The sequence below is a fragment of the Mycobacterium sp. NGS16 genome (assembly GCF_059813225.1).
The window spans coordinates 84,339-104,743 of the sequence record NZ_JCALEE010000002.1; the positions used below are offsets into that span (position 1 = coordinate 84,339).

The window sequence follows — 20,405 nt, forward strand, 5'->3', positions numbered from 1 at the left end:
CAACTTAAGTCGCTGAGGTCGCCCCATCTAAACTCACGCAGTGATCACCGCCCGTGGACGTCTGGCGCTGGCTGCCGGAGCAAGTGCCCGGTGGGCGTCGCGGGTCACCGGCCGCGGCGCCGGCGCGATGATCGGCGGCCTGGTCGCGATGACACTGGACCGCTCGATCCTGCGGCAGCTCGGCTCCGGGCGGCGCACCGCCATCGTCACCGGCACCAACGGCAAGTCGACCACCACCCGCATGCTCGCGGCGGCGCTGCGTGAGCTGGGTCCGGTGGCCACCAACGCCGAGGGCGCCAACATGGACGCCGGGCTGGTGGCGGCGCTGGCCGCGGACCGCACCGCGGCGCTGGCGGCCCTCGAAGTCGACGAGATGCACGTGCCGCATGTGGCCGATGCGGTCGCGCCGGCCGTGGTCGTGCTGCTCAACCTGTCCCGCGACCAGCTGGACCGGGTCGGTGAAATCAACGCGGTGGAGCGCGCCTTGCGCACCGGGCTGGCCCGGCATCCGCAGACGGTGGTGGTCGCCAACTGCGATGACGTGCTGATGACCTCGGCCGCCTACGACTCCCCAAACGTGGTGTGGGTCGCCGCCGGCGGGGGCTGGGCCGGCGACTCGGTCAGCTGCCCGCGCAGCGGCGAGGTGATCGACCGCCGCGACGGGCACTGGCGCTCCACCGGATGCGACTTCAGCCGCCCCGCCCCGCAGTGGTGGTTCGACGACGACTCGCTGTACGGGCCCGACGGGCTGGTGCTGCCGATGCGCCTGTCGCTGCCCGGAAACGTCAACCGCGGCAACGCCGCCCAGGCCGTCGCCGCCGCCGTCGCGCTGGGCGCCGACCCGGTCACAGCGGTGGCCGCCGTGTGCGCCGTCGACGAGGTGGCCGGGCGCTACCGCAGCCTGCAGGTCGGCGAGCACACGGTGCGGATGCTGCTGGCCAAGAACCCGGCCGGCTGGCAGGAGGCGCTGTCGATGGTCGACCACCGCGCCGCCGGGGTGGTGATCGCCGTCAACGGGCAGGTGCCCGACGGCGAGGACCTGTCCTGGCTGTGGGATGTGCGCTTCGAGCACTTCGAAGATGTTCCGGTGGTGGCCGCCGGGGAGCGCGGCACCGACCTGGCGGTGCGCCTCGGCTACGCCGGGGTGCAGCACACCTTGGTGCACGACACCTGTGCGGCCATCGCGTCGTGTCCGCCCGGGCCGGTCGAGGTCGTCGCCAACTACACCGCGTTCCTGCAGCTGCAGCGGAGGTTGGCATGACGGTACGGATCGGGCTGGTGCTGCCCGATGTGATGGGCACCTACGGCGACGGCGGCAACGCGGTGGTGTTGCGGCAGCGACTGCTGCTGCGCGGGATCGCCGCCGAGATCGTCGAGATCACCCTGGCCGACCCGGTGCCGGAATCACTGGACCTCTACACCCTGGGCGGCGCCGAGGACTACGCGCAGCGACTGGCCACCCGGCACCTGGTCCGGTATCCGGGCCTGCAGCGCGCGGCGGGACGTGGGGCGCCCGTGCTGGCGATCTGCGCGGCCGTGCAGGTGCTGGGGGCCTGGTATGAGACCTCAGCCGGGGAACGCGTCGAGGGGGTGGGGCTGCTCGATGTCACCACTTCACCGCAGGAAGCGCGCACCATCGGCGAGGTGGTCGCCACCCCACTGCTGGCGGGGCTGTCGGCGCCGCTGACCGGCTTCGAGAACCACCGTGGCGGCACCGTGCTGGGTCCGGCCGCCTCGCCGTTGAGCAAGGTGACCAAGGGCGCCGGAAATCGGGCCGGCGACGGGTTCGACGGGGCGGTGCAGGGCAGCGTCGTCGCGACCTATCTGCACGGGCCATGCCTGGCGCGCAACCCCGAACTGGCCGACCTGCTGTTGTCGAAGGTGGTCGGTGAGCTGGCGCCGCTGGAACTGCCCGAGGTGGACATGCTGCGGCGCGAGCGACTGGTCGCCCCCCGGCGGGCCTGACTACCTTTTGACCATGACCGATCCGAGCACCGTTGCCGACGCCGCGATCGGGATCTCGCAACGGCTCTACGACCGGCTGGCCGACACGGCCCAGGTGATCGAGGATCTGGTGGCCAAGGAGTCACCGGAGCTGACCACCGACTCGTCACTGCTGGGGCTGCTGCACGCCACGGTGGCGGCCAACGTCGACACCTACTTCTCGGCGATCCGCCACAACATCCCGGTGGCCGATATCGCCGCGCCGGCCGTCGCCCTCGAGCATGCCCGCCGCCTGGCGCAGCGCGGCGTGCCGGTGAACACGTTGGTGCGCGGCTACCGGCTCGGCCACTCGGTGGCGCTGCAGCTGGTACTCGAAGAGATTCGCTCCGCGGAGCTGGATCCGGACCTGAGCCTGAATGTGCTCGGCGCGATGTCCACGCTGATGTTCGGCTATATCGACGAAATGTCGCAACAGGTGGTCGCCATCTACCAGGCCGAGCGTGAACGCTGGCTGGAGAGCCGAAATGCGGTGCGTGCGTTGCGGGTCCGCGAGATCCTTGCCGACGAGAACCGCGACGTCGATGCCATGACGACCGAGATCCACTACCCGCTGCGCCGAACCCACGTCGCGGTCGTGGTGTGGTATCCGGAACCCGGCGGCGACAAGCTTTCGGCGGCAGAACGTTTCATCAAGCGGCTTGCGGAGTCGCTGGCGGTGCACGGTGCGCCGCTGTTCGTCCCGGCCGACAGTGCATGCGGGTGGGCGTGGCTGCCGCTGCCGTCGGACACCCAGACCGACGTGGTGGAACAGATCCGGGCCTGCGCGCAGGCCGCGCCCGACGAACCGTGGGTGGCGATCGGCGATCCGCTGCCCGGGGTGGAAGGCTTCCGCCGATCGCACCAGCAGGCGCTGGCAGCGCAGTCTGTGGCGGTCGCGTCCGGTTCGATCCGGGTCAGCGCGGCCGGAGATCCGGGACTGTCGGCCGCGGCCCTGCTGGGCGGGAATGACCTGGCCGCGGCGCGGGCCTGGGTCGGCGAGGTGCTCGGGCCGTTGGCTTGCGCGACCGACAGCGACGAGCGGCACCGCGAGACCTTGCGGGTGTTCCTGCGGACCGGCTCCAGCTTCAAGGCGGCCGGTGAGCTACTGCACTTTCACGTCAACACGATGAAGTACCGCGTCCAGCGGGCGATCGAACGGCGCGGCCGCCCGATCGCCGAGGATCGGCTCGACGTCGAGATCGCGCTGCTGCTGTGTCAGTGGTACGGCGGGAGCGTTTTGTCTCCCGGGGACGAATAACCGGCGAAATTCCGGTTTCGCGGGACGAGCGGCGATCACGCGGCGGTGCCTAACGTCTAGGCCATTAAAGCTATGACCAGGCGAAAGGTTGAATGTGATGAGCACTGACGTAGCCGGCGAACCGAAGATCTGGCAGGACAAGAAGCGGCACCTGTGGCTGTTGGGCCTGGTCGTGCCCACCATGATGTTTCTGGTGCTGCCGCTGGTGTGGGCGATGAACGTCGCCGGCTGGCAGACCGCGTCGCAGGCGCTGCTGTGGGTCGGGCCGTTCCTGATCTATCTACTGCTGCCGGCGTTGGATCTCTGGATCGGCGCTGACGGGCAGAACCCGCCGGATGAGGTGATGGCCGCGCTGGAGAACGACAAGTACTACCGCTACGCCACCTACGCCTACATTCCGCTCCAGTACGCCAGCGCCATCTTCGGCGCCTACCTGTTCACCGCCTCGGACCTGGGCTGGCTCGGCTACGACGGCGCGCTGGGCTGGCTGGGCAAGATCGGCGTGGCGCTCTCGGCGGCGACGGTGGCCGGAGTGGGCATCAACACCGCCCACGAGCTCGGCCACAAGCGGGATTCGCTGGAGCGCTGGCTGTCCAAGATCACCCTGGCTCAGGTCTGCTACGGACACTTCTACGTCGAGCACAACCGCGGCCACCACGTCCGGGTGGCCACCCCGGAGGACCCGGCGTCGGCGCGCTTGGGTGAGACGTTCTGGGAGTTCTTGCCGCGCAGCATGGTCGGCGGCATCCGCTCGGCGTGGGAGCTGGAGGCAGCACGGATCCGTCGTACCGGCAAGAACCCGTGGAACCCGCGGACCTGGTGGGGCAATGACGTCATCAACGCGCTGGCGATGTCGGTGCTGTTCTGGGGCGTGATGATCGCGGTGTTCGGCGTCGCGCTGATCCCCTACGTGCTGATCAACGCGTTCTACGGGTCGTCGCTGCTGGAGTCGGTGAACTACCTGGAGCACTACGGGTTGGTGCGGCAGAAGCAGGCCGGCGGCCGCTACGAGCGCTGCACCCCGCAGCACAGCTGGAACTCCGACCACATGGTCACCAACCTGTTCCTGTACCACCTGCAACGGCACAGTGACCACCACGCCAACCCGACCCGGCGCTACCAGACGCTGCGCAGCTTCGACGACTCGCCGAATCTGCCGGCCGGCTACGGGGCGCTCATCGGGGTGACCTACTTCCCGCCGGTGTGGCGCAGACTGATGGACCACCGGGTGCTGGAGCACTACTCCGGTGACATCACGCTGGCCAACATCCATCCACGGGTGCGCGGCAAGGTGCTGGCCCGCTACGGGGCGGCCGGCTGATGGCCGCCTACGGGTGCCCGGGCTGCGGCTACATCTACGACGAGGCGCTCGGCGCCCCGCGAGAAGGCTTCCGCGCCGGCACGCCCTGGGATCAGATCCCCGACGACTGGTGCTGCCCGGACTGCGCAGTCCGCGAAAAGCTGGATTTCGAACCGATTGGAGTGAACTCATGAGGGACTACAAACTCTTCCGCTGCCTGCAGTGCGGCTTCGAGTACGACGAGGCGCTGGGTTGGCCGGAGGACGGCATCGACCCCGGCACCCGCTGGGCGGAGATCCCCGAGGATTGGAGCTGCCCGGACTGTGGCGCGGCGAAAGCCGACTTCGAGATGGTGGAGGTGGCACGGCCGTGAGTTCCCCGGGGACGCTGATCGTCGGCGGGGGATTGGCCGCGGTCCGCATCGCGGAGCAGTTGCGCCGCAACGACTACGCCGACGCGATCACCATCGTCGGCGCCGAGGCCCACCTGCCCTACGACCGCCCGCCGCTGTCCAAGCAGATGCTGCGCGGCGAGGTGGACGATGTAGCGCTCAAGCCGGCCGCGTTCTACGCGCAGCACCGCATCGGGTTGCGCCTCGGTGTCGCCGCCGTTGGCGTCGACGTCCGTGGCCACACCGTCACGCTGGCCGACGGACAGGTGCTGCGCTACGACCAGCTGGTGATCGCCACCGGCCTGGTGCCGCGGCGCATTCCGGCGCTGGGCGAGCTGGACGGCATCCACGTGCTGCGGTCATTCGATGACTGCCTGGCGCTGCGGGAGCGGGCGTCGAGTGCGCGACGTGCCGTGGTGATCGGGGCGGGCTTCATCGGCTGTGAGGTCTCGGCCAGCCTGCGCGGTTCGGGGCTGGACGTGGTGCTGGTGGAGCCGCAGCCCACCCCGCTCGCCTCCGTGCTGGGCGAGCAGGTGGGCGCGTTGGTCAGCCGGCTGCACCGCGACGAGGGCGTCGACGTACGCACCGGCGTGCAGGTGGTGACGGTCTCGGGTGCGGGCCAGGTGGAGTCGGTGACGTTATCGGACGGCTCGGTGATTCCGGCTGATCTGGTGATCGTGGGCATCGGGTCACGTCCCGCCAGTGACTGGCTGGCCGGCAGCGACATCGCAGTGGCGGACGGCATCGTCTGTGACGCGGTGGGACGTACCAGCGCCCCGGACGTCTGGGCGCTCGGCGACGTGGCGAGTTGGCGGGATGGCACGGGTTCCCAAGCGCGGGTAGAGCATTGGAGCAACGCCGCCGAGCAGGCGCGCCGCCTGGCGACGGCGATGCTGGGGCGGGATGCGGTGGCCGGCGCGGGCGTGCCGTACTTCTGGAGCGACCAATACGACATCAAGATCCAGTGCCTCGGTCACCCGCGGGCCGGCGACACCGTGCACCTGGTCGAGGACTTCGATGTTCAGACCCGCCGATTCCTGGCCTACTACGAGCGCGGCGGTGTGCTGGCCGCCGTGGTGGGCGCCGGCATTCCCGAACAGGTGCGGACGGCTCGGGGGAAGATCGCCGCGGGGGCGCCGATTTCCGAAGTGCTGCAACCGGTCTAAGGCCGCCAGCCGCGGGATCGCAGCGCCTCGGTGACGCGGCGGACGGTCTCGTTGGGGTTGTCCTCGTTGATGACCCGGATGTTGATCCAGCCCAGGCGTTCCAGCCTGCGCTGCCGCTTGTGGTCTTTGACGTACTGCTGACGATCCTTTTGATGCTGATCCCCGTCGTATTCGGCCGACACCTTGTAGTCCTCCCAGCCCATATCAAGCCCAGGCGAACGGCCAATACCCCCGCTCGATCACCGGGATCTGGGTAGTCGGGGTAGGTAAGCCGGCGTCGATCAGTCGCAACCGCAGCCAGGACTCCCTGAGTGAGGCAGCGCCGGGATCGACCAGTGGAAGCGCCGCCCGCAGCTTTCGTAAGCCGCGCGCGCCTTTGTGATGCTTGGCGATCAGCAGCACATCCTCGGCGCTGAACGGGGTGGCCCGGGCGAGGGCATCGAGCCGCGCTACCGCGTGGACTCTTGGCAGGTGGCGGCCCAGGTCGTAGGCGGTGCGGGCGGGCGTGGTGACCGGGATCCCGGCGACTGTGGTTATTTCCTCGCCGGCCAGGGTTTCATCGCGGGTGATCAGGCCTGATTGCGAGCGAGTGTCGTGCGCGATGAGTTCAACGTCGCCTTCGGCGTCGACCCACTCGGCCCCGTGCAGGGCCGAGGCGCTGACCCCAGCGATCACCCCGTTTCGGCCAGACGCGAGCCAGGCTGCCGTCGTGCGATCACGCAGCGTGATGGTCACACGCTTGCTCAGGTAGACCCCGCGGTAAATGGGTCGGTACCACCGCTGAAGCTCGTGGCGGGTCAAGAAGCCAGCGGCGATCGCCTCGCTGCCGATAAAGACCCCATCCATGGCGGGATCGTGCCGGGTAGGACCGACATCTCGCCCAAACCGACGTTTTGCAGGCCGCTACTCGTACTTTCTCTGCAAAACGTCGGTTTCGCGGAAGTTGGGGCAGGGACCGCGGCAACTAGGCCATGGCGCGGCGGCCGGTGAAGGCCCGGCCCAAGGTCAGCTCGTCGGCGAACTCCAGGTCACCGCCCATCGGCAGCCCCGACGCCAGGCGGGTGACCGAGAGCCCCGGGATGTCGCGCAGCATCCGCACCAGGTAGGTGGCGGTCGCCTCGCCCTCGGTGTTGGGGTCGGTGGCGATGATCACCTCGCTGACATCGACCCCGTCGACCCGCTCCCCCACCCGGTTCAGCAACTCACGCACCCGCAGCTGCTCCGGGCCGATCCCCGACAGCGGATCCAGGGCGCCGCCGAGCACGTGGTAGCGGCCGTGGAATTCGCGGGTGCGCTCGATGGCGGCGACGTCCTTGGGTTCTTCGACGACGCAGATCTGGGCGAGATCCCGGCGCGGATCCCCGCAGATCCGGCAGCGCTGGGCATCCGAGACGTTGCCGCAGACCTCGCAGAACCGCACCCCGTCCCGGACCTTTGTCAACACCGCGGTGAGCCGGTCGATCTCGGAGGGCTCCACCGACAGCAGGTGAAAGGCGATCCGCTGGGCGCTCTTGGGGCCGATGCCCGGCAGCTTGCCCAGCTCATCGATCAGGTCCTGGACCGGACCTTCAAACACCTAGGCCCCCGGCATGCCGAGCGCGTTGCCCATGCCGCCGGCCAGCGGGGAGAGCCGCTCCTGGGCCAGGGTGTGCGCCTTCTTCGACGCATCGGCGAGCGCGCCGACGATCAGATCCTGCAGCGTGTCGAGGTCCTCGGGGTCGACGACCTTCGGGTCGATCCGCACGGCCAGCACCTCGCCGCTGCCGTTGGAGGTGACCTTGACCAGGCCGCCGCCGGCTTCGCCGTGCACCTCGGTGGCGGCCAACTCCTGCTGCGCCTGCAACAGGCGCTGCTGCATCTGCTGAGCCTGGGCCAGCAACGCCGACATGTCGGGCGGGCCTCCTGGTTGCATGACACTCCCCTTGCGTTGGTTGTGGGCGGTCTCGACTTGGTTGCGGCTTGGTTTCAGCTCCAAGACCCGCCGCGTGTGAAACACCCAGCGTAGTCGGCGCCTGCCTACCTTGGCGGCGTGCGCGTACCAGTTCTCCCGCGTGTCGGCGTCGCGATCGCCACCGGCCTGGTGGTGGTAGCCGCGGTGCCGAGCGCCCCGTTGTCCTCGGCAGCCCCCGGCAATATCGCCGGCATGATCGTGTTCCTCGACCCGGGACACAGCGGCACGGCCGACCCGGCGGTCATCGGCCGGCAGGTGACCAACGGCCGGGGCGGCACCAAAAACTGTCAGACCAGCGGCACCACCACCAACTCCGGCTATCCCGAGCACAGCTTCGCCTGGGACACCACGCTGCGGATCCGCCAGGCCCTCAACGCGGCGGGCGTGCGCACCGCGATGTCGCGCGGCGACGACAACGGGCCGGGGCCGTGCGTCGACGAGCGGGCCGCGATGGCCAATTCCCTGCACCCCAACGCGATCGTGTCCATTCACGCCGACGGCGGCCCGGCCACCGGCCGTGGGTTCCACGTCAACTACTCCGCGCCGCCGCTCAACCCGGCGCAGGAGGGGCCGGCGGTCCGGTTCGCCCAGGTGATGCGCAGTCAGCTGCAGGCCGCGGGCATCCCGCCGGCCACCTATATCGGCACCGACGGCTTGAAGGGACGCGCCGACCTGGCCGGACTGAACCTGGCCGAATACCCGTCGATCCTGGTCGAGCTGGGCAACATGAAGAACCCCGCCGACGCGGCCCTGATGGAAAGCCCGGCGGGCCGGCAACGCTACGCCGACGCCGTTGCCCGCGGCATCGCCGGCTACCTGAGCAGTCAGGTTTCGGCGCAGTGACCCCGGCCGAGTCGGGTGCACAGCAGACGATCCCCCGCTAGCGTAGGAGCTGATGTCCGTCCGGCCGGCTGACACACCGACATCCCGTACCGGGGTGCAACGGCTGCTGGACAGCTACCGTGCGATTCCCCCGACCGCATCGGTGCGGCTGGCCAAACCCACTTCGAATCTGTTCCGGGCGCGCGCCAAACGCACTGCGCCCGGGCTGGACACGTCGGGCCTGGCGAGCGTCATCGGTGTCGACCCGGAGAACCGCACCGCCGACGTCGAAGGCATGTGCACCTACGAAGACCTGGTCGCCGCCACCTTGCCGTACGGGTTTGCGCCGCTGGTGGTTCCACAGCTCAAGACGATCACGATCGGCGGCGCGGTGTCCGGCCTGGGGATCGAATCGACGTCGTTCCGCAACGGCCTGCCGCATGAATCCGTGCTGGAGATGGACGTTCTCACCGGCGCCGGGGAGCTGCTGACGGTTTCGCGGGACCAGCATGCAGACCTGTTCCGGGCGTTCCCGAATTCCTATGGCACGCTGGGCTATTCAACGCGACTGCGGATCGAGCTGGAGGCGGTCAAGCCGTTCGTGGCGCTGCGGCACATCCGGTTCGATGCCCTGGAAGACCTGGTCGCGACCATGGACCGGATCATCGACACCGGCGGCCTCGACGGTGTCGCGGTGGACTACCTCGACGGGGTGGTGTTCTCCCCCGCCGAGAGCTACCTGTGCCTCGGATTCGCCACCGACACCCCGGGCCCCGTCAGCGACTACACCGGCCAGCAGATCTATTACCGCTCCATCCAGCACCCGCGGGGCATCAAAGACGACCGGTTGACCATTCACGACTACCTGTGGCGCTGGGACACCGACTGGTTCTGGTGCTCGCGGGCTTTCGGGGCGCAGCACCCGCTGGTGCGGCGCGCCTGGCCGCGGCGCTACCGGCGCAGCAGCTTCTACTGGAAGCTGATCTCGTATGACCAGCGGTTCTCCATCGCCGACCGGATCGAGAAACGCCACCACCGGCCGCCACGCGAACGGGTGGTGCAAGACATCGAGGTGCCGCTGAATCGGTGTCGGGAGTTCTTGGACTGGTTCTTCGCTCATGTGCCGATCGAACCGGTGTGGCTGTGCCCGTTGCGGCTGCGCAACGACGAAGACTGGCCGCTGTACCCGATCCGGCCCAACCGCACCTACGTCAACGTCGGATTCTGGTCCTCGGTCCCGGCCGGCGCCACCGAGGGGGCCACCAATCGACTGATCGAGGCCAAGGTGAGCGAACTCGACGGCCACAAGTCGCTGTACTCCGACGCCTACTACACCCCCGCGGAGTTTGACGCGCTCTACGGCGGTGAAACCTATCGGACTGTCAAACAGGCCTACGACCCCGACTCGCGGCTGCTGGACCTCTACGACAAGGCGGTACGACGACGATGACCACGTACAAGGAACACAAGGAGCAGACGCGCACCGGCAGGCTCAGCCTGGCCGAGGTGCTGCAGACTCTGGCCACCGACGGCCACCTGCCGCTGCGTTTCACCGCCTACGACGGCAGCAGCACCGGCCCCGACGACGCCCCCCTGGGTCTGGACCTGTTGACCCCGCGTGGCACCACCTATCTGGCCACGGCGCCAGGTGATCTGGGCATGGCCCGCGCCTACATCGCCGGGGATCTGGGGGTGCACGGTGTGCATCCGGGAGATCCCTACCGCCTGCTCAAGGCGCTCGCCGACGAGCTGCACTTCAAGCGGCCGTCGCCGCGGGTGCTGGCCAACATCGTCCGCTCGATCGGAATCGAACACCTGGTGCCGATCGCGCCGCCGCCGCAGGAGGGCCGCCCGCGCTGGCGACGCATCGCAGAAGGGTTGCGGCACAGTAAGGCCCGGGATGCCGAGGCCATCCACCACCACTACGACGTCTCCAACGCCTTCTACGAGTGGGTGCTGGGTCCGTCGATGACCTATACCTGCGCGGTGTACCCGAGCCCGGACGCCACGCTGGAGCAGGCCCAGGAGAACAAGTACCGGTTGGTCTTCGACAAGCTGCGGTTGCGTCCCGGCGATCGGCTGCTCGACGTGGGGTGCGGCTGGGGCGGCATGGTGCGTTACGCGGCGCGTCGGGGGGTGCGTGCCATCGGTGCGACGCTCTCGGCGGAGCAGGCCCGGTGGGCGCAGCGCGCGATCGCCGAGGACGGCCTGACCGATCTGGCCGAGGTCCGCCACTGCGACTACCGCGACGTCGGTGAGTCGGAATTCGACGCCGTCTCGTCCATCGGGATGACGGAGCACATCGGCGTCGCCAACTACCCCGGCTACTTCGCTTTTCTCAAGTCCAAGCTGCGTGCCGGTGGGCTGCTGCTCAACCACTGCATCACCCGCGCGGACAACAAGTCCAACGCCACCGCGGGCGACTTCATCGACCGCTACGTGTTCCCCGACGGCGAGCTGGCCGGCTCGGGCCGGATCATCAGCGAGATCCAGGACGCGGGTATGGAGGTCCTGCACGCGGAGAACCTCCGCAACCACTACGAGCTCACGCTGCGGGACTGGTGCGCGAACCTGGTGGCGCACTGGGACGACGCTGTCGCCGAGGTCGGGCTGGCCACCGCCAAAGTGTGGGGGCTCTACATGGCCGGTTCCCGGCTGGGCTTCGAGCACAACGCGATTCAGTTGCATCACGTGCTGGCCCGCAACGGCGGCGAGCCGGCCCGGCTGCCGTTGCGCCCATGGTGGCAGCCCTAGACTCGTCTGCATGGTCGAATAACCGAACAGTAGGCCGACCGCGGCTAGGATGAGGTGTTGTTTTGACGCCTGTGTCCGATGCCGAGGGAACTGATGACCGAACATGCCCCAAAGGGTTCGAGTCGTGTCGCCCGACGCCGTGATCGCCGCAAGGCGGAGATCGTCCGGACCGCGACCCTGATCCTGGCCGAATCCGGCTATCAGGGAATGAATTTGGATGCCGTCGCAGAACAGACTGATATCGCCAAAGCCACGCTGTATCACTATTTTCCCTCCAAAGAGGTCCTCGTCGGGGCAGCCCTGGAGGCCACCACCCAGGAAGTGCTGGCGCGGTTGAATGCCCGCGAGGAGGAACTCGGGCCGGTGAGCGCCCGGGAGCATCTGGCGGCGCTCATCGACGAGCAGATTCGGATACTCACCGAGACCGCTCCGGAGGTGGCGGCGGTGTTCGCCTGGCCGCGCGGTTGGCCGGCCGCCTTCGACGACGACATGAAAGACATGCGCCGACGCCACGACGCGGTGTTCCGTCGAGTGGTCGAGCGCGGCCTGGCATCCGGCGAATTCGGCTGTCCCAACATCGATGTCGCCTTGCAGTGCCTGCATGGGATATTGAACCAGTCGTCGGTGTGGCTTCGGCCCGGCGTCCGCGCCGAGGACCGCGCCCAGATGCGTGCCGCGGTTGTCGACCGCGCGCTGCGGGTATTCGACTAGCCGAAGTTCGGCGGACGCTTCTCCCGCAGGGCGGTGTAGCCCTCGATGACGTCGGGGCCCATGAAGGTCAGCATCTCGTAGGCGGCTGATTGGTCGAAGATCGGTCCGGCGTTGCGCAGCCAGTTGTTGAGCGCCCGCTTGGTCAGCCGGATCGCCTGCTGCGCACCGGTGGCCAGCACCTCTGCCACACGCAGGGCCTCGGGTAGCACGTCCTCGCGCGGAAGCGCCTTGGCGGCCAGGCCGATTCGCTCGGCTTCGGCCCCGGTGATCATCTCACCGGTGAGCAGGTAGTAGCGCGCCTTGGCCATTCCCGCCAGCAGCGGCCAGATGATCGCGGCGTGGTCACCGGCGGCCACCCCCAACTTGACGTGGCCGTCGCCGATGCGCGCGTCCTCGGCGACGATCGCGACATCGGCGAGCAGGGCGACCACCGCGCCCGCGCCGACGGCGACACCGTTGATGGCCGAGACGATCGGTTTGTCGCAGTTGATCATGTTGTAGACCAGCTCGCTCATCTCGGTGAGCATCGCCGAGACGCGGTCGTAGTCACCGGCCATCCGCTCGACCATGGCGAGGTCTCCGCCGGCACTGAAGGCCTTGCCGGCGCCGGTGATCACCGCGACGCGAACGTCCGGGTCCGCGGCGACATCCCGCCAGATCCGGGCCAGCTCGGCGTGCATGCCCTCATCGGCGGCGTTGTACTTCTCCGGCCGATCGATGGTGATGAGAAGGACGCCATTGTCGCGGCGGCTCAGGGTCAGCTGCTCATAGTCGGTGAAGCCCATCAACCGAAACTACGGCTACTCGACCCGCTAAGTCAATATTCGACCCAATGGTTGATTTTCTGCCGAATTGCGCCGATAGTGATGCGATATTCCCACGTCATAGGAGGTTCCCGGTGCGATTCGAGAACAAGACCGTGGTCGTGACCGGCGCGGCCTCGGGGATCGGTCGAGCAATCGCGGTGGCGTTCGGCAGCCGCGGAGCGACCGTCATCGCCGTCGACCGCAACGCGTCGGGGTTGGCCGGCACCGTGGAACGTCTCGGCCCGAGCGCGCACGAATACGTGGTGGACCTCGCGGATCGGGCGGCGATCGTGGCGTTGCGCGACGAGGCGGTGAGCAGCTACGGCCCCCCGGATGTCATCGTCAACGCCGCCGGTTTCGACCGCGTGGAACCGTTCATGTCCAACGACCCGCAGCTATGGGAGGACCTGGTCGCGGTGAACTTTCTCGGCCCGGTACGGCTCACCCACGCGTTCCTGGAACCGATACTGGCGCAAGGGAAGACCGCCAAGATCGTCAACATCGCCAGCGACGCCGGCCGGGTCGGCAGCCTCGGCGAGACGGTCTATGCCGGCACCAAAGGCGGTGTGATCGCCTTTACCAAGTCGCTGGCCCGGGAACTGGCGCGCCATCAGATCAATGTCAACTGCGTGTGCCCCGGCCCCACCGACACCCCCTTGTTCGCCTCCCTTCCGGAGAAGGTGCGCGACGGGCTGATTCGGGCGATCCCGTTTCGTCGGCTCGCGACGCCCGAGCAGATCGCCGATGCCGTGCTGTTCTTCGCCTCCGGTTACGCCGACTACATCACCGGCCAGGTGCTCAGCGTCAGTGGCGGGCTGACCATGGCCGGCTGAACGCCGGCCGAAATCGGTCAGCCGCGCCGCGCGAACGCCGGCGCCCGCTCGGGGCGCACCCCGACACCGACCAGGTAGGCCGGAATCGCGGAGAGCCAGGGCAGTTTGGCGACGACGGTACCGAAAGCTGCTGGCGGGCTGAGGTTTTTGCCGGCCAAGATCGGGTCGAGCGCCCGGTGCAGCAGCCGCTGCGCCGCCTGGGTGACCACGGTGGGCAGCACCCGGCGTCGTTGCACAGCGGCCAGGTCCCGCGCGGTGACGTGTCCTTGCCGCAGCGGCTCGGCCAGGATGGTCGCGGCGGCCACCGCGTCCTGCACCGCCAGGTTGATCCCAACGCCGCCCACCGGCGACATGGCGTGTGCGGCGTCGCCGATGCACAGCAACCCGTCGATGCTCCAGTGCCGCAGCCGATTCACCCGCACATCCAGATGCTTGACGTCATCGAGCGTGCGCAGCGCGTCCACTGAATCCGCGGCCTCCGGGATGAGTTCGGCGACCTCACGCCGGAAGGCGTCGATGCCGCGCGCCCGCTTGTCGGCGTCGGTGCCCTTACGCCCCAAGTAGGCGACCTGAAAGTACCTGTCGCGCGGGATCATGATTGCGGCGCGGCCCGGCCCGAGCCGGGGCAGCAAGGTGGGCTGGGTCGCGCGGTCGTTCGGCAGCCGAAACCACCACACGTCGAAGTTCACCGGAAACTCGCGGGCACTCAAACCGGCCTCGTGCCGCGCGATCGACCACCGGCCGTCGCAGGCCACCGTGAGCTGGGCGCGAAGTTCGCCCGGGCCGTCGGGGCCCTGATAGCGCACCCCGGCCACCCGGCCGTTCTCGTGCAGCAGGCCGGTGACCTCCGTCTGCATCCGCAGGGTGAATGTCGGTTCGGCTTGGGCGGATTCGGCGAGCAGATTGAGCAGATCCCACTGCGGCACCATCGCGACGTAAGGGTGCGGCTGGCCCCGCAGCCGGCCGAAGTCGACCACGGTGACGCCGCGCCCGGCCACGTCGAGCCTGACCTGGTGGATCTCGCTGTGCGACAGCTTTGCGAAACGCTCCCACAATCCGAGCTCGTCGAGGAGCCGCAGCGTGGTGGGATGCACGGTGTCACCGCGGAAGTCGCGCAGGAAATCGCCGTGCTTCTCCAGCAGGGTCACCTCGACACCGGCGCGGGCCAGCAGCAGCGCCAGCACCATGCCGGCGGGGCCACCGCCGATGACGGCGCAACCGGTGGACTCGGTCATGGCTCAGTCGCCACCGATGCGGCGCGCACCCAGCTCGCTCTGCAACAGTTCCAGCGCCGCCTCTTCGGGGTCACGGCGCGGCGCCGGGTCGGAGCGTTCGGCATCCGCCTCGGCGAGCATGGCCTCCTCGTCGGCTCGCCGTTCTGAGTCCGCCACGTCCGCCGCCACCGGTGCGGGCGCGGTGGGCGACGCGGCCTCCGGTGCGGCGGCCCCCACGTCGCAGCGCACCCGCCAGTTCACGCCGAGGGCGTCTTTGAGCGCCTCGACGATGACGTCGGCGTTGCGCTGTTCGGACAGGCGCTTGGCCAGCGGAGCCGACTCGTGGGTGAGCACCAAGGTGTTGCCGTCCACCGCGCGCACGGTTGCGCCGGCCAGCATCACCTCGGTGGTACGGCTGCGCTGACGGACCTTGTCGCGCACCGTCGTCCACATCGCACGCACGGCCGCCGCGTCGGGCTCTGCCGGGGCCGCCGCGGCCGGCTTCGGCGGCGGGGCGGGCTCGGGCTGGGGCTCGGGCTGGGGTTCCGGCGCGGGCGGTGCGACGGGTTCGGGTGCCGGCACCGGGGTGGGTGCCGCCACCGGTTCGGGCGCCGACGCGGGTGTCTGGGAGCGCCGGGTGAACTGCTTGGCAGCCGGTGCGGCCGGCGCAGCGGGTGCGACGCCGGCCGCCGGGGGCGCTGAGCCTGCCGGGATCGACATGTCCAGCCGGCTCTCGATGCGCTCGATCCGTTGCAGCAGCGCGGCTTCGGTGTCGGCGGCCGACGGCAGCAGCAGCCGGGCGCACACCACCTCCAACAGCAGCCGCGGGGCCGTCGCGCCACGCATCTCACCGAGGCCGGCGTGCACCACCTCGGCGTAGCGGGCCAGGGTGGCCGAGCCGAGGCGGGCGGCCTGCTCCTGCATCCGTTCCAGGATGTCTTCGGGCGCATCGACGACGCCTTTGGCCACCGCGTCGGGGACCGCCTGCAGCACGATCAGGTCGCGGAACCGTTCCAGCAGGTCGATGGCGAACCGGCGCGGGTCGTGGCCGGCATCAACGACCGCCTCCACCGCCCCGAACAGCGACGCGGCATCCCCGGCGGCCAGCGCGTCGACCGCGTCGTCGATCAGGGCGACGTCGGTGGCGCCCAACAGGCCCAGCGCCCGCTGGTAATGCACGTGGTCGGTTCCGGCCTCGTCGGGTTCCGAGCCGGCCAGCAGCTGATCGAGCACCGAGAGGGTGTCGCGGGGCGAACCGCCGCCGGCGCGGATCACCAGCGGGTACACCGCGTCGTCGACGACGACGTGCTCCTGCTCGCAGATCCGCCCGATCAGCTCGCGCATGGTCCGCGGCGCCAGCAGCCGGAACGGATAGTGGTGGGTGCGCGACCGGATGGTCGGCAGCACCTTCTCGGGTTCGGTGGTGGCGAACACGAAGATCAGGTGATCCGGTGGCTCCTCGACGATCTTGAGCAGCGCGTTGAAGCCCGCAGTGGTCACCATGTGCGCTTCGTCGATGATGAAGATCCGGTAGCGCGACTGGGCCGGGGCGTAGAAGGCCCTGTCCCGCAGGTCCCGGGTGTCGTCGACGCCGCCGTGGCTGGCGGCGTCGAGTTCGACGACATCGATGCTGCCCGGCCCGTTGGGGGCCAACGCCACGCACGAGTCGCACGTGCCGCAGGGGGTCGGAGTGGGGCCGTTGGCACAGTTCAGCGAGCGGGCCAGGATGCGCGCCGACGACGTCTTGCCGCAGCCACGCGGCCCGGAGAACAGGTAGGCGTGGTTGATCCGGCCCGCCGACAACGCGGTGCACAGCGGTTCGGTGACGTGCTCCTGCCCCACCACTTCGGCGAACGTTGCCGGCCGGTATTTGCGGTAGAGCGCCACGCCAGCAGGGTACTTGCTCGGCCCGACGACGGTGCTCACACCTTCGGTCGCAGATAGCCCAAGGTGTTGTAGGCGGGGTTGAAGTCGCGCCAGTTCAGGGTCACGAACAACCGGCCGCCGGAGTTCTGGTCGGCGGTCTCATACCCGAACGGCCCGACGCCACCGCGCACTGCCGTGACCACCGCGGCGTGCCCATGTTCGCTGACGAACCCGCCGGGGCCGTAGACGACGACGTCGCCGACGTGCGGCTCGTTCGCCCCGCCGGCGAACGGGACCTGCTCAAAGAATCGGTCCAGGCCGTTGGTGGGGAAATGTTCGTAGAGATCGAAGGCGTTGCCGCTGGGGTCGGTGTTGCGCCATGGGTAACCCAGCGCCTCGATGTAGTGCTGGATAAGCGGATAACACTGGCCGTCGCCGTAGACCACGGGGTGGCCCAGCGCGGCATCGGCGGCGGCGCGCCGGAAGACGTCGAGTTCGTCGGTGATCTTGGCCGGCAGTACCTCGGCCTGGACCGGCGGATCCGCCCGGCTCACCGGGTAGGTCGCGGGAACCGGGCCCAGCCCGACGAGGGCGAGTGCCACCGCGACACCACCCAGGACACTGACCTTGATCGCCATTCCCGGGCCTCCCCCAGCGTGTCAACGGGCGCAGTGCCGCACCGGCCGAATTTTATTCGGCAACCGGCCCGGTGACCGGCGAATCCGGTTCCGCGTCAGGCCAGCATCGACTCGGCGGCGGCCAGCAGCGCGCAGGTGGCCAGGCCGTCGACGGCGTTGCGCAGGTCGTCCAGCGACGGGAACGACGGGGCGATCCGGATGTTTTTGTCGTCGGGGTCCTTGCGGTACGGGAACGACGCGCCGGCCTCGGTGACCGCGATGCCGGCGTCCTTGGCCAGCGCGACGGTGCGCCGCGCGGTGCCGGGCAGCACGTCGAGGCTGATGAAGTACCCGCCCTTGGGGTCGGTCCACGACGCGATCTTGGCGTCGCCCAGCCGGTCTTCGAGGATCTCGGCGGCCAGCTCGAACTTCGGCGCCAGGATCTGCTGGTGGCGGCGCATGTGCCGCCGCACCCCGTCGGCGTCACCGAAGAACCGCAGGTGGCGTAGCTGATTGACCTTGTCCGGGCCGATCGAGCGCTTGCCGGCGTACTGCAGGTACCAGGCGATGTTGCCCAGCGAGCCGCCGAAGAAGCTGACCCCGGCACCGGCGAAGGTGATCTTGGAGGTGGAGGCGAATACGTACGGCCGGTTCGGGTTTCCGGCGGCGGCGGCCAGCCCGAGTACATCGATCTGGTGGGGGAACTCGGTGGTCAGGGTGTGCACCGCGTAGGCGTTGTCCCAGAACAGCCGGAAGTCGGGCGCGGCGGTCTGCATCTGCACCAACCGGCGCACCGTCTCCCAGGAGTAGGTGATGCCGGTCGGGTTGCCGAACACCGGCACCGTCCACATGCCCTTGATCGCCGGATCGGCGGCGACGAGTTCCTCGATCAGGTCGACGTCCGGGCCGTCTTCGAGCATCGGGACGGAGACCATCTCGATGCCCATGGTCTCGGTGATCGCGAAGTGCCGGTCATAGCCGGGCACCGGGCACAAGAACTTGACGACCGGCTCCTGGCTCCAGGGGCGCGGCGAGTCCACGCCGCCGTGCACCATCGAGTAGACGACGACGTCGTGCATGAATTCCAGGCTGGCGTTGTTGCCGGCGATCAGGTTGGGCACCGCGATGCCGAGCAGCTCACCGAAGATGGCCCGCAACTCGGGCAAGCCGTGCAGGCCGCCGTAGTTGCGGGTGTCGGTGCCGTCGTCGTCGCGGTAGTCGTCCGGGCCGGGCAGCGCCAGCAGGCCGTTGGCCAGGTCGAGCTGCTCGGGAGCCGGCTTGCCGCGGGTGAGGTCCAGGGTCAGCTTTTTGGCCTGCAGTTCGGCGTAATCGCGCTGGTAGCGCTCGTGTTGAGCGGCTAAGTCGGCACGGTTGAGATTCTGCAACGACACGATGTCCCTTTCCAGGTCCCTTTCGAGCGCGGATCACCCGGCGAAGGCCCGACACATAAGGGGACCCCGCGCACCCGCCAGAGCCCATTGACCCTTGCTGCCTTCCGGCCCTGGGGGAGTTCACAGGATAGACGCCGCGCGGGGTCCGAGTGACAAGTCTAGCGGTGGTCACCAGCGCGGCGAAGCCGGGCGCAGTGGGCCACCGCCATAAGCACGGTGGTCACCAGCGCGGCGAAGCCGGGCGCAGTGGGCCACCGCCATAAGCACGGTGGTCACCAGCGCGGCGAAGCCGGGCGCAGTGGGCCACCGCCATAAGCACGGCGGTCACCAGCGCGGCGAAGCCGGGCGGGATGCGGCGTGCGCGGACGCCGGGGGGTCTCCGCTACCATTGCCGACGGAGGATTCGCCTAGTGGCCTATGGCGCTCGCCTGGAACGCGGGTTGGGTTAATAGCCCTCGCGGGTTCAAATCCCGCATCCTCCGCACCCGATGCAGGTGCGACCGGACCGCAACATCTCGGTCCGGTCGCACCTGAATCACTACTGATGAGCAGGGAGGTGGCGTGAGTCGCACCGTCGCCACGGTTTGGCACGCGTCGCTCTCGACTCTCGCCGCCATCTTGTACTTCTTGTTCGTCCTGCCCCGATGGTGGGAGCTGACCGGCTTCACCCCGCACGTGTTGGGCACCGTGCTGCGGATCGTCCTCGGGGTGCTGGTGGCGGTGACCGCGTTGCCGGTGGTGGCCACGTTGAAGCGCACCCGCAAGCCGGAGTACGGGACCCCGCAGCTGGCGCTGACGTTGCTGACCGGCTCGATCGTGGCCCACGTGGTGGCCGGAACGCTGATCGCAGGCACCGCGATCAGCGAGATCTGGCTGTCGCTGGACAGCGCCGGGATGTGGTTGTTCGGCATTTATGGCGCGGCCGCCGCGATCGCGCTACTGGGCATCGGCGCGTTCTACCTGTCCTTCGTCGCCGAGATGCCGCCGCCTCCGCCCAAACCGATCAAGCCGAAGACGGAGAAGCAGCCGAAACGCCGGCTCCGGCGTGGGAAGAAGCCGGTCACCGCCGAGGAGACCGAAGAATCCGAGGGCGCGGACGGCGACGAGGACAGCGAAGCCGGCGCGGACGAGGACAGCGGCGACTCGGCTGGCGACGAGGCCGCGGCGGACGCGGGCGACGAGACCACCGAAACCGCGACCGAGACTGATGCCGGGGAGATCCTCGAGTCGGCGGGCGAGGAAGCCTCGGAGCTGGCGCCGACCGGCGGCCGGGACAAGCTGCGCCCCTCGGGTAAGCGCCGGGCGAAGAAGAGCAAGTAGGTCCAGGCCGGTCGGGCTAACC

20 protein-coding genes, 1 tRNA gene, 1 other RNA gene and 1 pseudogene are annotated in these 20,405 nt (G+C 69.1%); 14 read left to right on the forward strand and 9 right to left on the reverse strand.

Translation table 11 applies throughout. The annotated features are described in order from the left end of the window. Positions 1-40 precede the first annotated feature (40 nt). The 7 genes from AC5Y4Q_RS06160 (at position 41) to AC5Y4Q_RS06190 (ending at position 6,098) form a co-directional block, all read left to right on the forward strand. Positions 41-1,261 carry a DUF1727 domain-containing protein gene (locus AC5Y4Q_RS06160; protein WP_064919934.1) on the forward strand — a complete coding sequence of 407 codons (1,221 nt, stop codon included), beginning with the start codon at positions 41-43 and terminating at the stop codon, positions 1,259-1,261. After that, positions 1,258-1,965 carry a type 1 glutamine amidotransferase gene (locus AC5Y4Q_RS06165; RefSeq protein ID WP_065018865.1) on the forward strand — a complete coding sequence of 236 codons (708 nt, stop codon included), beginning with the start codon at positions 1,258-1,260 and terminating at the stop codon, positions 1,963-1,965. Before AC5Y4Q_RS06160 ends, AC5Y4Q_RS06165 begins: the two co-directional genes overlap by 4 nt. A gap of 13 nt (positions 1,966-1,978) precedes the next feature. After that, positions 1,979-3,241: a PucR family transcriptional regulator gene (locus AC5Y4Q_RS06170; RefSeq protein WP_064919932.1), complete on the forward strand. Its 1,263-nt coding sequence runs from the start codon at positions 1,979-1,981 to the stop codon at positions 3,239-3,241. Positions 3,242-3,338: 97 nt separating this feature from the next. Further along, complete coding sequence (locus tag AC5Y4Q_RS06175; RefSeq protein WP_064919931.1) at positions 3,339-4,562, forward strand: alkane 1-monooxygenase; 1,224 nt, start codon at positions 3,339-3,341, stop codon at positions 4,560-4,562. Next, positions 4,562-4,735 carry a rubredoxin gene (locus AC5Y4Q_RS06180; RefSeq protein WP_125225915.1) on the forward strand — a complete coding sequence of 58 codons (174 nt, stop codon included), beginning with the start codon at positions 4,562-4,564 and terminating at the stop codon, positions 4,733-4,735. Before AC5Y4Q_RS06175 ends, AC5Y4Q_RS06180 begins: the two co-directional genes overlap by 1 nt. Next, the gene (locus AC5Y4Q_RS06185; protein WP_499958402.1) at positions 4,732-4,914 is read left to right on the forward strand and encodes a rubredoxin; all 183 of its coding nucleotides are present in this window, start codon (positions 4,732-4,734) and stop codon (positions 4,912-4,914) included. Before AC5Y4Q_RS06180 ends, AC5Y4Q_RS06185 begins: the two co-directional genes overlap by 4 nt. After that, positions 4,911-6,098, forward strand: coding sequence for an NAD(P)/FAD-dependent oxidoreductase (locus tag AC5Y4Q_RS06190; protein WP_082952443.1), 1,188 nt, complete (start codon positions 4,911-4,913; stop codon positions 6,096-6,098). The genes AC5Y4Q_RS06185 and AC5Y4Q_RS06190 overlap by 4 nt, the downstream gene beginning before the upstream one ends. On the opposite strand, the pseudogene AC5Y4Q_RS06195 reads toward AC5Y4Q_RS06190, so the two are convergent. The 3 genes and pseudogenes from AC5Y4Q_RS06195 to AC5Y4Q_RS06205 all read right to left on the reverse strand — a co-directional run bounded on the left by AC5Y4Q_RS06195 (position 6,095) and on the right by AC5Y4Q_RS06205 (position 8,010). Beyond that, positions 6,095-6,944, reverse strand: a pseudogene (locus tag AC5Y4Q_RS06195) (type IV toxin-antitoxin system AbiEi family antitoxin). The gene AC5Y4Q_RS06190 and the pseudogene AC5Y4Q_RS06195 sit on opposite strands and share 4 nt — an antisense overlap. A 118-nt stretch (positions 6,945-7,062) precedes the next feature. After that, complete coding sequence (gene recR / locus AC5Y4Q_RS06200) at positions 7,063-7,674, reverse strand: recombination mediator RecR (protein WP_064919927.1); 612 nt, start codon at positions 7,672-7,674, stop codon at positions 7,063-7,065. Continuing rightward, complete coding sequence (locus AC5Y4Q_RS06205; protein ID WP_082952444.1) at positions 7,675-8,010, reverse strand: YbaB/EbfC family nucleoid-associated protein; 336 nt, start codon at positions 8,008-8,010, stop codon at positions 7,675-7,677. A gap of 117 nt (positions 8,011-8,127) precedes the next feature. Here AC5Y4Q_RS06205 and AC5Y4Q_RS06210 point away from each other — a divergent pair, with 117 nt between their 5' ends. The 4 genes from AC5Y4Q_RS06210 to AC5Y4Q_RS06225 all read left to right on the forward strand — a co-directional run bounded on the left by AC5Y4Q_RS06210 (position 8,128) and on the right by AC5Y4Q_RS06225 (position 12,336). Continuing rightward, positions 8,128-8,892 carry an Rv3717 family N-acetylmuramoyl-L-alanine amidase gene (locus AC5Y4Q_RS06210; RefSeq protein WP_064919925.1) on the forward strand — a complete coding sequence of 255 codons (765 nt, stop codon included), beginning with the start codon at positions 8,128-8,130 and terminating at the stop codon, positions 8,890-8,892. 52 nt (positions 8,893-8,944) lie between these two features. Beyond that, a complete protein-coding gene (locus AC5Y4Q_RS06215; RefSeq protein WP_064919924.1) occupies positions 8,945-10,321 on the forward strand; it encodes an FAD-binding oxidoreductase in 1,377 nt (458 codons plus the stop codon). Beyond that, positions 10,318-11,625 (forward strand): class I SAM-dependent methyltransferase, encoded by a 1,308-nt coding sequence (locus AC5Y4Q_RS06220; RefSeq protein WP_064919923.1) that lies wholly within the window; start codon positions 10,318-10,320, stop codon positions 11,623-11,625. The genes AC5Y4Q_RS06215 and AC5Y4Q_RS06220 overlap by 4 nt, the downstream gene beginning before the upstream one ends. A 93-nt stretch (positions 11,626-11,718) precedes the next feature. Further along, positions 11,719-12,336, forward strand: coding sequence for a TetR/AcrR family transcriptional regulator (locus AC5Y4Q_RS06225; RefSeq protein ID WP_499958407.1), 618 nt, complete (start codon positions 11,719-11,721; stop codon positions 12,334-12,336). On the opposite strand, the gene AC5Y4Q_RS06230 is transcribed toward AC5Y4Q_RS06225, so the two are convergent. Further along, complete coding sequence (locus AC5Y4Q_RS06230) at positions 12,333-13,121, reverse strand: enoyl-CoA hydratase/isomerase family protein (protein WP_499958409.1); 789 nt, start codon at positions 13,119-13,121, stop codon at positions 12,333-12,335. The genes AC5Y4Q_RS06225 and AC5Y4Q_RS06230 overlap by 4 nt on opposite strands. Positions 13,122-13,234: 113 nt before the next feature. On the opposite strand from AC5Y4Q_RS06230, the gene AC5Y4Q_RS06235 reads away from it, so the two are divergent. Beyond that, positions 13,235-13,975 carry an SDR family NAD(P)-dependent oxidoreductase gene (locus AC5Y4Q_RS06235; RefSeq protein ID WP_064919920.1) on the forward strand — a complete coding sequence of 247 codons (741 nt, stop codon included), beginning with the start codon at positions 13,235-13,237 and terminating at the stop codon, positions 13,973-13,975. A 17-nt stretch (positions 13,976-13,992) separates the two neighbouring features. On the opposite strand, the gene AC5Y4Q_RS06240 is transcribed toward AC5Y4Q_RS06235, so the two are convergent. From AC5Y4Q_RS06240 to ffs, 5 genes are all read right to left on the reverse strand, one after another. Continuing rightward, entirely contained in the window at positions 13,993-15,210 is a 1,218-nt protein-coding gene (locus tag AC5Y4Q_RS06240; RefSeq protein WP_499958411.1) for an FAD-dependent oxidoreductase, read from the reverse strand. A 3-nt stretch (positions 15,211-15,213) separates the two neighbouring features. Beyond that, the gene (locus AC5Y4Q_RS06245; protein WP_065018857.1) at positions 15,214-17,076 is read right to left on the reverse strand and encodes a DNA polymerase III subunits gamma/tau; all 1,863 of its coding nucleotides are present in this window, start codon (positions 17,074-17,076) and stop codon (positions 15,214-15,216) included. A gap of 35 nt (positions 17,077-17,111) precedes the next feature. Then, a complete protein-coding gene (locus AC5Y4Q_RS06250) occupies positions 17,112-17,693 on the reverse strand; it encodes a CHAP domain-containing protein (protein ID WP_499958413.1) in 582 nt (193 codons plus the stop codon). 95 nt (positions 17,694-17,788) lie between these two features. Further along, positions 17,789-19,066, reverse strand: coding sequence for an aspartate aminotransferase type Ic (locus tag AC5Y4Q_RS06255; RefSeq protein ID WP_064919918.1), 1,278 nt, complete (start codon positions 19,064-19,066; stop codon positions 17,789-17,791). Between the two features lie 52 nt (positions 19,067-19,118). Then, positions 19,119-19,213, reverse strand: an RNA gene (gene ffs / locus AC5Y4Q_RS06260) — signal recognition particle sRNA small type. Between the two features lie 246 nt (positions 19,214-19,459). On the opposite strand from ffs, the gene AC5Y4Q_RS06265 reads away from it, so the two are divergent. Both AC5Y4Q_RS06265 and lucA read left to right on the forward strand, forming a co-directional pair. Further along, positions 19,460-19,545 (forward strand) — tRNA-Ser (locus AC5Y4Q_RS06265). A gap of 79 nt (positions 19,546-19,624) precedes the next feature. After that, positions 19,625-20,383 (forward strand): lipid uptake coordinator LucA, encoded by a 759-nt coding sequence (lucA, locus tag AC5Y4Q_RS06270; RefSeq protein WP_064919917.1) that lies wholly within the window; start codon positions 19,625-19,627, stop codon positions 20,381-20,383. Positions 20,384-20,405 lie beyond the last annotated feature (22 nt).

Bases quoted from the DNA above. Each gene is read 5' to 3' on its own strand.
- AC5Y4Q_RS06220 (WP_064919923.1), top strand. From the start codon at position 10,318: ATGACCACGTACAAGGAACACAAGGAGCAGACGCGCACCGGCAGGCTC.
- AC5Y4Q_RS06215 (WP_064919924.1), top strand. From the start codon at position 8,945: ATGTCCGTCCGGCCGGCTGACACACCGACATCCCGTACCGGGGTGCAA.
- AC5Y4Q_RS06175 (WP_064919931.1), top strand. From the start codon at position 3,339: ATGAGCACTGACGTAGCCGGCGAACCGAAGATCTGGCAGGACAAGAAG.
- AC5Y4Q_RS06180 (WP_125225915.1), top strand. From the start codon at position 4,562: ATGGCCGCCTACGGGTGCCCGGGCTGCGGCTACATCTACGACGAGGCG.
- AC5Y4Q_RS06205 (WP_082952444.1), bottom strand. From the start codon at position 8,010: ATGCAACCAGGAGGCCCGCCCGACATGTCGGCGTTGCTGGCCCAGGCT.
- AC5Y4Q_RS06230 (WP_499958409.1), bottom strand. From the start codon at position 13,121: ATGGGCTTCACCGACTATGAGCAGCTGACCCTGAGCCGCCGCGACAAT.
- AC5Y4Q_RS06250 (WP_499958413.1), bottom strand. From the start codon at position 17,693: ATGGCGATCAAGGTCAGTGTCCTGGGTGGTGTCGCGGTGGCACTCGCC.
- AC5Y4Q_RS06185 (WP_499958402.1), top strand. From the start codon at position 4,732: ATGAGGGACTACAAACTCTTCCGCTGCCTGCAGTGCGGCTTCGAGTAC.
- AC5Y4Q_RS06165 (WP_065018865.1), top strand. From the start codon at position 1,258: ATGACGGTACGGATCGGGCTGGTGCTGCCCGATGTGATGGGCACCTAC.
- AC5Y4Q_RS06170 (WP_064919932.1), top strand. From the start codon at position 1,979: ATGACCGATCCGAGCACCGTTGCCGACGCCGCGATCGGGATCTCGCAA.
- AC5Y4Q_RS06240 (WP_499958411.1), bottom strand. From the start codon at position 15,210: ATGACCGAGTCCACCGGTTGCGCCGTCATCGGCGGTGGCCCCGCCGGC.
- AC5Y4Q_RS06225 (WP_499958407.1), top strand. From the start codon at position 11,719: ATGACCGAACATGCCCCAAAGGGTTCGAGTCGTGTCGCCCGACGCCGT.